7 protein-coding genes are annotated in these 12,893 nt (G+C 65.3%); 4 read left to right on the top strand and 3 right to left on the bottom strand.

Going from position 1 to position 12,893, the window contains the following annotated elements:
• Position 1: 1 nt before the first annotated feature.
• The 3 genes from xdhC to xdhA form a co-directional block, all read right to left on the bottom strand.
• Positions 2-847, bottom strand: a complete 846-nt coding sequence (xdhC, locus tag B4M43_RS17140; RefSeq protein ID WP_296268667.1) for a xanthine dehydrogenase accessory protein XdhC — start codon at positions 845-847, stop codon at positions 2-4.
• 145 nt (positions 848-992) lie between these two features.
• The gene (xdhB, locus tag B4M43_RS17135) at positions 993-3,350 is read right to left on the bottom strand and encodes a xanthine dehydrogenase molybdopterin binding subunit (protein WP_296268666.1); all 2,358 of its coding nucleotides are present in this window, start codon (positions 3,348-3,350) and stop codon (positions 993-995) included.
• A complete protein-coding gene (xdhA, locus tag B4M43_RS17130) occupies positions 3,343-4,794 on the bottom strand; it encodes a xanthine dehydrogenase small subunit (protein WP_296268665.1) in 1,452 nt (483 codons plus the stop codon). Before xdhA ends, xdhB begins: the two co-directional genes overlap by 8 nt.
• 343 nt (positions 4,795-5,137) lie before the next feature.
• On the opposite strand from xdhA, the gene B4M43_RS17125 reads away from it, so the two are divergent.
• The 4 genes from B4M43_RS17125 to ligA all read left to right on the top strand — a co-directional run bounded on the left by B4M43_RS17125 (position 5,138) and on the right by ligA (position 12,804).
• A complete protein-coding gene (locus tag B4M43_RS17125) occupies positions 5,138-5,809 on the top strand; it encodes a GntR family transcriptional regulator (RefSeq protein WP_296268664.1) in 672 nt (223 codons plus the stop codon).
• Positions 5,800-9,288, top strand: coding sequence for a chromosome segregation protein SMC (gene smc / locus B4M43_RS17120; RefSeq protein ID WP_296268663.1), 3,489 nt, complete (start codon positions 5,800-5,802; stop codon positions 9,286-9,288). Before B4M43_RS17125 ends, smc begins: the two co-directional genes overlap by 10 nt.
• A 207-nt stretch (positions 9,289-9,495) precedes the next feature.
• Complete coding sequence (gene zipA, locus B4M43_RS17115) at positions 9,496-10,365, top strand: cell division protein ZipA (protein ID WP_296268662.1); 870 nt, start codon at positions 9,496-9,498, stop codon at positions 10,363-10,365.
• A 99-nt stretch (positions 10,366-10,464) separates the two neighbouring features.
• Positions 10,465-12,804: an NAD-dependent DNA ligase LigA gene (ligA, locus tag B4M43_RS17110; protein WP_296268661.1), complete on the top strand. Its 2,340-nt coding sequence runs from the start codon at positions 10,465-10,467 to the stop codon at positions 12,802-12,804.
• Positions 12,805-12,893: the final 89 nt, after the last annotated feature.

Here is a 12,893-nt window from a genome sequence, read left to right as displayed (position 1 = left end):
TTCAAAGGGCATGGCTGCGCCGCGTGGGCGGCAGCAACTGGGTAATGGGGCCGGCGTTCGCGGCAGCGTCGTGCTGACCGAAGCGGGCGTTGTAGGTGGCGATGATTTCCGCGGCGATGGACACGGCGATCTCGATCGGCAGTTTGCCCTTGACCTCGGCGATGCCCATCGGGCAGCGCATGCGTGCCAGGTGCGGGTCGGCGAAGCCACGTTGGCGCAGGCGGTGCTCGAACTTGACCCGCTTGGTCTTCGAGCCGATCAGCCCGAACCAGGTGAAGTCGTTGCGGGCGAGCAGGGCGGCGGCGAGCTCCAGGTCCAGCGCGTGGTTGTGGGTCATGACGATGCAATAGCAACCTGGCGGCAAGGCCGCCACTTCGTCGACCGGTTCTTCGCTGACGATGCGCTGCACCCTTTCGGGGATCGACGCGGGAAATTCCTCCTCGCGCGAATCGATCCAGCGCACCCGGCACGGCAGCGCGGCGAGCAAGGGTACCAGAGCCCGGCCCACATGGCCTGCGCCGAACACGGCGATCTGCGCCTGCACCGCCAGCATCGGCTCGAACAGCAGCACCGTGGCGCCGCCGCAGCATTGGCCGAGGCTCGCGCCCAGGCTGAAACGCTCCAGGTGCGGGGTGCTGCGCTGTTCGGCGAGCATCTGCCGGGCGATGTGCAGCGCTTTGAATTCCAGATGGCCACCGCCGATGGTGTCGTGCAGCGCGCCGGCGCTGACCACCATCTTCGAGCCGGCGTTGCGCGGGGTGGAGCCGCGTTCTTCGATGATGGTCACCAGCACGCAGGGTTCGCCGCGGCGCTGGTGGTCGGCTAGAGCGTTGATCCATTCGTACATGGTGCGTGACCTTTGGAAACGTGTTGCGTTGTACCGCTGGACGGCAAGGGGTCGAGCGTTCGGCGCCTGCTGCCTGTTGCGCCTCGAACGGGGCTCCCGCGGGCTCGTCAAAGCCCTGGCCGTTCGCAGGTCGCCACGGCGCGGCTCACAATTGCGCCTTGCGCATCTGCTCGCAGCCCCACAGCACTCGCTCGGGCGTGGCCGGGGCGTCGATCTCGGGCTGCACGCGATAGTCGGCGAGGCTCGCCACCGCATCCTTGATCGCGCACCATGCGGCGATGCCCAGCATGAACGGCGGCTCGCCCACGGCCTTGGAATGGAACACCGTGTCTTCCGGGTTCTTGCGGTTCTCCACCAGCTTGACCCGCAGGTCCAGCGGCATGTCGGCCACCGCCGGAATCTTGTAGCTGGCCGGGCCATTGGTGACCAGCTTGCCCTGGGCGTTCCACACCAGTTCTTCGGTGGTCAGCCAGCCCATGCCCTGCACGAAGCCGCCTTCCACCTGGCCGATGTCGATGGCCGGGTTCAGCGATGCGCCGACGTCGTGCAAGATGTCGGTGCGCAGCATCTTGTACTCGCCGGTGAGGGTGTCGATCACCACCTCCACGCAGGCCGCGCCGAACGCGTAGTAATAGAACGGCCGGCCACGCGCCTGGCTGCGGTCGTAGAAAATCTTCGGCGTGCGGTAGAAGCCGGTGCTCGACAGCGACACCTGGCCCAGGTACGCCAACTGCACCAGTTGCTCGAAGCTGAGCAGCTGGTCGCGCGCCCGCACATGGCCGTTGTTGAACGCCACGTCCTCCTCGCTGACCTGGAAATGCCGCGCCGCGAATTCGGTCAGGCGCTGCTTGAGGATCTGCGCCGCGTTCTGCGCCGCTTTGCCGTTCAGGTCGGCACCGCTGGAGGCGGCGGTGGGTGAGGTGTTGGGCACCTTGTCGGTGTTGGTGGCGGTGATCTGGATGCGGCTGAAATCGACCTGGAACACTTCGGCCACCACCTGCGCGACCTTGGTGTTCAAGCCCTGGCCCATCTCCGTGCCGCCGTGGTTGAGGTGGATGCTGCCGTCGGTATAGATGTGGATCAGCGCGCCGGCCTGGTTGAGGAAGCTGGCGGTGAAGGAGATGCCGAACTTCACCGGGGTCAGGGCCAGGCCTTTCTTGAGCACCGGGCTGGTCTCGTTGAAGCGGCGAATCGCTTCGCGACGCTCGGCGTAGTCGCAGCTGGCCTCGAGCTCGGCGGTCATCTCTTCCAGCAGGTTGTGCTCGACCGTCTGGTAGTAGTGGGTGACGTTGCGCTCGGTCTTGCCGTAGTAGTTGGTCTTGCGCACGGCCAGCGGGTCGAGGCGCAGGTGGCGGGCGATGTGGTCCATCACCTGCTCGATGGCGACCATGCCCTGTGGCCCGCCGAAACCGCGATAGGCGGTGTTGGAGGCGGTGTTGGTCTTGCAGCGATGGCCGTTGATCGTGGCATCGCCCAGGTAATAGGCGTTGTCGGCGTGGAACATGGCGCGGTCGACGATCGAGCCGGACAGGTCCGGCGAATAGCCGCAGTTGCCCGCCAGCTCCAGCTCGATGCCGTGCAGGCGCCCGCTGTCGTCGAAGCCGACGTCGTACTCGACGTAGAACGGGTGGCGCTTGCCGGTCATGGTCATGTCTTCGACCCGTGGCAGGCGCATCTTGGTCGGTTGCCCGGTGAGGTGGGCGATCACCGCGCACAGGCACGCCGGGCTGGCCGCCTGGGTTTCCTTGCCGCCGAAACCGCCGCCCATGCGGCGCATGTCGAGCACGATGCGGTTCATGGGGATGTCCAGCACTTCGGCCACCAGCTTCTGCACCTCGGTGGGGTTCTGCGTGGAGCAGTAGACGATCATGCCGCCGTCTTCGCTGGGCATCACCGACGACACCTGGGTTTCCAGATAGAAGTGCTCCTGGCCACCGATGTGCAGGGTGCCTTGCAGGCGATGCGGGGCGCTGGCCAGCGCCGCCGCCGAGTCGCCGCGCTGATGGCGGTGGCTATCGAGCACGAAGTGCTGTTTGCGCAGGGCTTGGACCACGTCCAGCACCGGCTCCAGGTCTTCGTATTCGATGACCGCCGCCATCGCCGCACGGCGTGCCGTGTCCAGGTCGCAGGCGGCGACGGCGAGCACCGGCTGGCCGACGTATTCGACCAGGTCGATGGCCAGCAGCGGATCGCCGGCCACCACCGGGCCGATGTCCTTCAGGCCTGGGATGTCTTCGTGGGTGATGACGATGCGCACGCCGTCGATGGCGTAGCAGGGCGCGGTGTCGATGCGCAGGATGCGCGCATGGGCGCGATCGGAGGTGCGCGCATAGACGTGCAGTTGGTTGGGAAACTCCAGCCGGTCGTCGATGTACACCGCCTCGCCGCTGACGTGCTTGTCGGCGCTGTCGTGCTTGAGGCTGCGCCCGACCCCGGAGCAGAGGCCCTGGCTGAACAGTGCGGCCATCTCGGCCTGGCTCTTGACGGCGTGGTGGTTAGACATAGGCGGTCACCCGGGTTTCGATGTGCGGCGATTGCAGCTCGATGAAGTATTTGCGCAGCAGGTTCTGTGCGGTCAGCAGGCGGTATTGCTGGCTGGCGCGAAAGTCCGACAGCGGCGTGAAGTCCTGGGCCAGGGCTTGGCAGGCGCGCTCGACGGTGGCCTGGTTCCATGGCTGGCCGCACAGGGCGTCTTCACAAGCGCGGGCGCGTTTGGGAATGGCCGCCATGCCGCCGAACGCAGCGCGGGCTTCGCGCACGCGGCCGTCTTCGATGCGCAGGTTGAACGCAGCGCACACGGCCGAGATGTCGTCGTCCAGACGCTTGGACACTTTGTAGGCGCGGAACGACCAGCCGTTTCGGGCACGCGGTACGCGGATCTTCTCGATGAACTCGCCGTCCTCACGGGCAGTGACGCGGTAATCGATGAAATAGTCTTCCAGCGCCAGGGTGCGCTGGCGGGCGCCTTGGCGCAGCACCAGTTCGGCGCCCAGGGCGATCAGCAGGGGCGGCGAGTCGCCGATGGGCGAGGCGTTGCCGATGTTGCCGCCCAGGGTGCCCTGGTTGCGGATCTGCAAGGAGGCGAAGCGTTGCAGCAGCGCGCCGAAGTCGGGGTAGTCGGCGTCGAGGGCGTGGTAGCAGTCGGTCAGCGCGGTGGCGGCGCCGATCTCCAGGTGGCTGTCGGTGCGCTCGATGCGTTTGAGTTCGGCCACCGCACCGACATAGATCATCACCGGCAAGATCTTGTGCTGCTGGGTGACTTCCAGGGCCAGGTCCGTGCCGCCGGCCAGCAGCCGCGCCTCGGGGTGCGAGCCGTACAGTTCGGCCAGGTCGGCCACGGTCAGTGGCACCAGGCAGCGCTTGTCGCCACTGTTGAGTTCGCCGGTCTGTTGCGGGGCGATGGCCTGCAACTGGGCGATGGTGAGTGCCTGCTGTTCGTCGAACTGGTCGCGGCAGGGGCGTTCGCAGCTCTGTTTGGCGGCGTCGAGGATGGGGCGGTAGCCGGTGCAGCGGCACAGGTTGCCGGCCAGCGCTTCGTGGGTCTGGTGCAGGTCGTGGCCCTGGCTGTTTTTCTGCAAGGCGAACAGCGACATGACGAAACCTGGCGTGCAGAAGCCGCATTGCGAGCCGTGGCAGTCGGCCATGGCCTGCTGCACGCTGTGCAGTTGCCCGCCGTGCTTCAAATCTTCCACGCTGATCAACTGCTTGCCGTGCAAGGAAGAGACGAACGTCAGGCAGCTGTTGAGGCTGCGATAGCGCAGGGCAGGGCCGTCGCCCTCGTCGACCAGCTCGCCGACCACCACGGTACAGGCGCCGCAATCGCCGCTGGCGCAGCCCTCTTTGGTACCGGGTTTGCCCAGGTGCTCGCGCAGGTACTGCAGCACCGTCACGTTCGGGTCCAGGCTGTGCTCGCTGCGCAGCGTCTGGTTGACGAGGAACTGGATCACGGGGATGGCCTCATGAAAGTTTTATTGTTGTCGGACGGACTCTAAGCATGGCTGACCATGGGGTCAATAATTATCTGACCTTAAAGTCAGGAAAATCGCCGCTCGGTTGTCCGATTGCCCTATGGCGTATGTTTGAAGCGTAGTGCCCATGCAGGCTGCGGGCCAAGCCGAAACCTGGATAAAAGCCCGTCATGGCGCTGCGCCAGGCCTGGGCAAGTGCGCTACAATCGCGCCTTTGCCCAGCCGGGGCACTGCACGAGGGCTTGGCGCCTGCCTAGGTCGCGTCCACCGAGCCTGCTGCGCAACCACTTTCCTCAGGCCCTCCCGTTTTCCAAGGACCACCATGACGTTCAAGGCGCCGGACAGCCTCTCCGAGCAGATCGCCCACCATCTGGCCGAGCGGATCATCCGCGGCGAACTCGCCCCAGGCGAGCGCATTCAGGAGCAGAAGGTCACCCAGGCCCTGAACGTCAGCCGCGGTTCGGTGCGCGAAGCCTTGCTCATTCTCGAGCGGCGGCACCTGGTGATCATCCTGCCGCGCCGTGGCGCCCAAGTGACGCGCCTGGACGAGCGCAGTGTGCGCAGCCTGTGCGCCTTGATGGGCGAGCTGTACATCCTGCTCGGCAACCAGGTGGCGCAGAAGTGGCAGCACCAGGCCGACCTGCAGCCTTTTCTGTCGATCCAGCAGCGTTTGCAGCACGCCCATGACCATCAGGACATCAAAGCCTTCGTCGCCGACAGTTTCGCGGTGATGCGCGCCGCTTACCCCTTCGCCGACAACCCCTACCTGCAGGAAACCGTCGAAAACCTGCAGCCGGCCATGAGCCGCGCCTATTACCTGGCCCTGGAGCAACGCAAGGCAAGCATGATCGACTACCTGGAGCTGTTCGCCCGCCTGCTCGAAGCCGTGGTCGCCCGCGACCTGGCGCGCATCCGCGAAGTCTTGCAGGCCTACTGCCAGCGCAGCTGCGAGCTGGTGCTTGCGGCCTTGGCGAAGGGTGATCGATGCGCCTGAAGTGTATTCGCCTGGCCGGCTTCAAATCCTTCGTCGACCCCACCACCGTGAACTTCCCCAGCAACATGGCGGCGGTGGTCGGGCCCAATGGGTGCGGCAAGTCCAACATCATCGACGCGGTGCGTTGGGTCATGGGCGAAAGCTCGGCCAAGAACCTGCGCGGCGAGTCGATGACCGACGTCATCTTCAACGGCTCCACCAGCCGCAAACCGGTGAGCCAGGCCAGCATCGAGCTGGTGTTCGACAACAGCGACAACACCCTGGTGGGCGAATACGCCGCCTACGCGGAGATCTCCATCCGCCGTAAGGTCACCCGCGACGCGCAGAACACCTATTACCTCAACGGCACCAAGTGCCGGCGCCGCGACATCACCGACATCTTCCTCGGCACGGGCCTGGGCCCGCGCAGCTATTCGATCATCGAACAGGGGATGATCTCCAAGCTGATCGAGGCCAAACCCGAGGAGTTGCGCAACTTCATCGAGGAAGCCGCCGGCATCTCCAAGTACAAGGAGCGCCGCCGCGAAACCGAGAACCGCATCCGCCGCACGCAAGAAAACCTGGCGCGTCTGACCGACCTGCGCGAAGAGCTCGAGCGCCAGCTCGAACGCTTGCATCGCCAGGCCCAGGCCGCAGAGAAGTACCGCGAGTACAAAGCCCAGGAGCGTCAGCTCAAAGCGAACTTGACCGCGCTGCGCTGGCGCGACCTGGACCTGCGCGTAGGGCAGCGCGAAGGTGCCATCGGCGATCAGGAAGTGGCCTTCGAGGCCTTGGTGGCCGAACAGCGCAACGCCGATGCCAGCATCGAACGCTTGCGCGACGGTCACCATGAGCTGTCCGAGCGCTTCAACCAGGTGCAGGCGCGCTTCTATTCGGTGGCTGGCGACATCGCCCGGGTCGAGCAAAGCATCCAGCATGGCCAACAGCGCTTGCGCCAGTTGCAAACCGACCTGCAGGAAGCCGAGCGTAGCCGCCTGGAGACCGAATCGCACTTGGGCCACGACCGCACCTTGCTCGCCACCTTGGGCGAAGAGTTGGAAATGCTTGAGCCCGAACAGGAGCTGACCCTCGCGGCTGCCGAAGAAGCCGCAGCCGTGCTCGAAGAAGCCGAGTTGGGCATGCAGAGTTGGCAGGAGCAGTGGGACAGCTTCAATACCCGCTCGGCCGAGCCGCGCCGCCAGGCCGAAGTGCAGCAATCGCGCCTGCAACAGCTGGAGTCCGGGTTGGAGCGCTTGCTCGAACGTCAGCGCAAGCTGACCGAAGAACGCGACCAGCTCGGCGCCGATCCGCAGGATGCCGCCTTGCTGGAGGTCGCCGAGCAGGTGGCCAGCAGCGAGATGCTGCTCGAAGAGTTGCAGATCGAGGAGGAACAGGCCGTCGAAAGCCTGGAAGCCTTGCGCGGCCAGTTGCAGCGGGCCAACCAGGAGCAGCAGACGCGCCAAGCCGACTTGCAGCGCTTGGGCGGCCGCCTGGCTTCGCTCGAGGCCCTGCAGCAGGCGGCGCTGGAGCCGGGTGCCGGCGCTGCCGACTGGTTGCGCAGCCAAGGCCTTGAGCAGCGCCCGCGGCTGGCGGATGGCTTGCGCGTCGAGCCGGGTTGGGAGCTGGCGGTGGAAACCGTGCTCGGCGCGGATTTGCAGGCGGTGCTGGTGGACGACTTCGCAGGCCTCGATCTAGGCGCTCTGGAGCAGGGCGAGTTGCGCTTATTGTTGCCACATTCGGGCGGCGCTGCCGCTGTCGGCAGCTTGTTGGGCAAAGTCGAAGGCCGCGCCGACCTCGCGCCATGGCTGGTCAACGTGACCCCGGTGGAAACCCTCGAGCAGGCGCTGGCCCTGCGTGCGCAACTGGCCGAGGGCCAGAGCCTGATCAGCCGCGACGGCTATTGGGTCGGCCGCCATTACCTGCGCGTCAGCCGCGGCAACGAAGCCCAAGGCGGCGTGCTGGCGCGCGGCCAGGAAATCGAGCGGCTGGCCGAACAGCAGAACGAACAGCAGGCGCTGCTCGAACACAGCGAACAACAGCTGGTGGCCTTGCACGAACAGCAACGCGCCGCCGAAGCGCAGCGCGAACAGTTGCGCCGCCGCAGCCAGGATGAAAACCGTCAGTTGGGCGAGCTCAAGGCACGCTTGTCGGCGGGCCGCGCGCGCGCCGAGCAACTGGCCTTGCGCCGTCAGCGGCTGGTCGAAGAACTGGCCGACATCGACGAGCAACGCGCGCTGGACATGGAGTCGCTGGGCGAGTCGCGCCTGCTGTTGCAGGAAGCCCTCGACCTGATGGCCGACGACACCGGCCAGCGCGAGCAGCTGCTCAGCCGCCGCGACAGCCTGCGCGAAACCCTCGAACGTGTGCGCCAGGAGGCGCGCCAGCACAAGGACCACGCCCATCAACTGGCGGTGCGCCTCGGCTCGCTGCGCGCCCAGCACGACTCCACCCGCCAGGCGCTGGAGCGTCTGGAACAGCAGGCCGAGCGTCTGACCGAGCGCCAGGAGCAACTGAGCCTGAACCTGGAGGAGGGCGTCGCGCCCATCGAAGAACTGTCGATGAACCTCGAAGTGCTGCTGGAGCAGCGCATGGGCGTCGACGAAGAAATGCGCCAGGCGCGCCTGCACATGGAAGACGCCGACCGCGAACTGCGCGCCGTGGAAAAGCGCCGCACCCAGGCCGAGCAGCAGGCGCAGTTGCTGCGCGGGCAACTGGAACAGATGCGCCTGGAAAGCCAGGGCCTGGACGTGCGCCGCAAAACCTTGCAAGAGCAATTGCTGGCCGATGGCTTCGATCTGCACGGGGTGCTCGCCATCCTGGAAGACGAGGCCACCGAGCAGGGCACCGAGCAAGCGCTGGAGCAGGTCGAGGCGCGTATCCAGCGGCTGGGTGCGATCAACCTGGCGGCCATCGAAGAGTACGAGCAGCAATCCGAACGCAAACGTTACCTGGATGCGCAGAACGCCGACCTGGTTGAGGCGTTGGACACCCTGGAAAACGTCATCCGAAAGATCGACAAGGAAACGCGCAATCGATTCAAGGATACCTTTGATCAGATAAATGCCGGTTTGCAGGCACTATTTCCAAAAGTTTTCGGCGGTGGCAGCGCTTATCTGGAACTGACGGGCGAAGATTTACTCGATACAGGGGTGACGATCATGGCGCGCCCGCCCGGCAAGAAGAACAGCACCATCCATTTGTTGTCCGGCGGCGAAAAAGCGCTGACGGCACTGGCCTTGGTCTTTGCCATCTTCAAGCTCAACCCGGCGCCGTTCTGCATGCTCGACGAAGTCGACGCGCCCTTGGACGACGCCAACGTGGGTCGCTATGCCAGGCTGGTGAAGGAGATGAGCGAGACGGTGCAGTTCATCTACATCACCCATAACAAGATCGCCATGGAAATGGCCGATCAATTGATGGGGGTCACCATGCACGAGCCGGGTTGCTCGCGGTTGGTGGCGGTGGATGTCGAAGCGGCCATGGCCATGGTCGACACGTAACGCAGGAACGACGAGTCACGGTGTGTAGGCTTATTTCCTGACAACGGCGACAGACGGTGTAAAGTTTCGTGACGGCATGCTAGCTTTACGTCACTCGTTTGCACGCAGGTAAAAGCCTTGGCAGAACATAGGCTTGGCGCTGCGTGTTAAAGGGCTTTTGAACCCTTTGTTTTTCAGAATAATTTTTTTACAGAGGCACGGGATTACATGGAAATCGGTCTGCGCGAGTGGCTGATCCTTATCGGCATCATTGTCATTGCCGGCATTCTCTTCGACGGCTGGCGGCGCATGCGCGGCGGCAAGGGCCGTCTGAAATTCCGCCTGGACCGCAGCTATTCCAACGCCCAGGACGACGACGGCAGCGCCGAGGTGCTTGGCCCGCCGCGTGTGCTGGACACGCATAAAGAGCCTGAGCTGGACGAAGAAGACCTGCCTTCGCTGAGCGCCTCGGACCGCGATCGCGATGTGCCGCCCGCCAAGCCGGCCAAGCGCGCCAAGCGCCCGGAGCCTGCGCCGATCGCCACGCCCCTGGTGGCCGAAGCGCGTGAGCCCGAAGTGTTCAGCGCCAGCGACGACTACCAGGAAGACCATGGCCGCAACGGTGGCTTCGCCGCGTCCGGCGAGCCGGTCAAGGATGCGCCTGCTGCCGAGGAAGTGTTGGTGATCAGCGTGATCTCCCGCGACCCGGGTGGCTTCAAAGGCCCGGCTTTGCTGCAGAACATTCTGGAAAGCGGCCTGCGCTTCGGCGACATGGACATCTTCCACCGCCATGAAAGCATGGCCGGCCACGGCGAAGTGCTGTTCTCCATGGCCAATGCGGTCAAGCCAGGCATCTTCGATCTGGATGACATCGACCACTTCAGCACCCGTGCGGTCAGCTTCTTCCTCGGTCTGCCGGGCCCGCGTCACCCCAAGCAGGCCTTCGATGTGATGGTCGCTGCGGCGCGCAAGCTGGCCCACGAGCTCGACGGCGAGCTCAAGGACGACCAGCGCAGCGTGCTCACCGCGCAAACCATCGAGCACTACCGCCAGCGCATCGTCGAGTACGAGCGCCGCGCCCTGACGCAGAAACGCTGATGCAGCCCAACGAGCGGGCGCGCAAGCGTTCCGCTCGCGACGATTGAAACGAAAGAGCAGCCCTGGCGGTTGCTCTTTTGCTTTGCAGAGAACACGACCATGACCGCCGAAACCCGAATCCACGAACTGCGCGCCGAACTCGACCAGCACAACTACCGCTATTACGTGCTCGACGAGCCGAGCGTGCCCGATGCCGAATACGACCGCCTGTTCAACGAGCTGAAAAGCCTGGAGGCCGAGCACCCGCACCTGGTGACGCCCGACTCGCCGACCCAGCGTGTCGGCGGCACGGCCCTGGCGGCGTTCGATCAGGTGCGCCACGCGCTGCCCATGCTCAGTCTGGGCAACGCCTTCGAAGAAGCCGACCTGCGCGAGTTCGGCCGCCGCGTCACCGAGGGTCTCGACCTGCCCGGCGAGCAGGCAGCGGTGGACTACAGCTGCGAGCCCAAGCTCGATGGCCTGGCGGTCAGCCTGCTGTACCGCGACGGTCAACTCGTGCAGGGCGCCACGCGCGGCGACGGCACCACCGGCGAAGACATCAGCAGCAACGTGCGCACCATCCGCAACGTGCCGCTGAAACTGCAAGGCACCGGCTGGCCCGACGTGTTGGAGGTGCGCGGTGAGGTGTTCATGAGCAAGGCCGGCTTCGAGCGGCTCAACGCCGCCCAGGCCGACATCGGCGGCAAGACCTTCGCCAACCCGCGCAACGCCGCAGCCGGCAGCCTGCGCCAGCTCGACTCGAAGATCACCGCCAGCCGTCCGCTGGAGTTCTGCTGCTATGGTGTCGGCCAGACCTCCGCGCCGATCGCTCCCAGCCACATCGACACTCTGGAACAGCTCAAAGCCTGGGGCCTGCCGATCAGCCGCGAGCTCAGGCATGCGGCCGGCATCGAAGAGTGCTTGGCCTACTACCACGACATTGGCGAACGGCGTACGGCGCTGCCGTATGAAATCGACGGTGTGGTGTTCAAGGTCAACAGCCTGGCCTCGCAGCGCGAACTGGGCTTCCGCGCCCGCGAGCCGCGGTGGGCCATCGCCCACAAGTTCCCGGCCATGGAAGAGCTTACCGAAGTGCTCGACGTCGAGTTCCAGGTGGGCCGCACTGGCGCCGTGACTCCGGTCGCGCGCTTGCGCCCGGCGAAAGTGGCCGGCGTGACCGTGTCCAACGCGACCTTGCACAACATGGACGAAATTGCCCGGCTGGACGTGCACATCGGCGACACGGTGATCATCCGCCGCGCCGGCGACGTCATTCCGCAGGTCATGCAAGTGGTGCTCGAGCGCCGTCCCGACGATGCCCGTGCCGTGCAGATCCCCAGCGAGTGCCCGGTCTGTGGCTCGCCGGTCGAGCGCACGCAACTGGTCAAGCGTAGCAAGGGCAGGGCGGTGGTCAGCGAGGGCGCGGTGTATCGTTGCGTCGGCCGCCTGAGCTGCGCCGCACAGCTCAAACAGGCCATCATCCACTACGTGTCACGGCGCGCCATGGACATCGACGGCATCGGCGAAAAGAGCGTCGAGCAACTGGTCGACGAAGGCCTGATCCGTTCGCCGGCCGATCTGTACGCGTTGCAGTACGAGCAGATCGTCGGCCTGGAAGGTTTCGCCGAGGTGTCCAGCAACAAGCTGCTGGACGCGATCAAGGCCAGCCAGCGCCCGACCCTGGCGCGCTTCATCTACGCCCTGGGCATTCCCGACGTCGGCGAGGAAACCGCCAAGGTCTTGGCTCGTTCCTTGGGCAGCCTGGCCCGTGTGCAGGCGGCCTTGCCGCAAGTGCTGACCTACCTGCCGGACATCGGCCTGGAAGTCGCCCACGAAATCCACAACTTCTTCGAGGCCGAGCACAACCGTGAGGTCATCGGCCAGTTGCTCGCCAGCGGCATGCAGTTGCAGGACGAGGGCGAACTGGCCCCCGAGTTTGCCGCCAGCACTACTCTGGCCGGGCTGATCGCCAAGCTCGACATCCCGTCGGTAGGACCGACCGGCGCCGAAAAGCTGGTGGCCAAACTTGGCAGCCTCGACGCGATCATCGCCGCCGATGGCATCGACTTGCGCCAGGCACTGTCGGCCAAACCGGCCGACGCCGTACGGGAGTTCTTCAAGAACCCCGAGAACCAGCAACTGGCGCGCGCCATCGAAGCGCAACTGCTCGAGTTCGGCATGCACTGGAACAGCGAGAAGAAGACCGCCGAAGGCCTGCCCCTGGCCGGGCAGACCTGGGTCCTGACCGGCAGCCTGGAGCGCATGAGCCGCGACATCGCCAAGGACCACCTGGAAAGCCTGGGCGCCAAGGTGGCCGGATCCGTGTCGAGCAAGACCCACTGCGTGGTGGCCGGCCCCGGTGCCGGTTCCAAGCTGACCAAGGCCAACGAACTGGGGCTCAAGGTGTTGGACGAGGAGCAGTTCGTGGCCTTCCTCGACGGGCATGGCATCGCCATCTGAGGCAAGTCATTGAGAAATGATGGTTTTTTCTTGAGACAGAGGTTGTAAGTTCCCTGGGGAAGGGTACAATGGCGCAGTTCGTCGCATGG

Source organism: Pseudomonas sp. UBA6562 (assembly GCF_002434265.1).
In the GTDB taxonomy this organism is placed as follows: domain Bacteria; phylum Pseudomonadota; class Gammaproteobacteria; order Pseudomonadales; family Pseudomonadaceae; genus Aquipseudomonas.
Note: the sequence above shows the minus strand (reverse complement) of the source record. Positions and strands in the feature narration are given on the sequence as shown.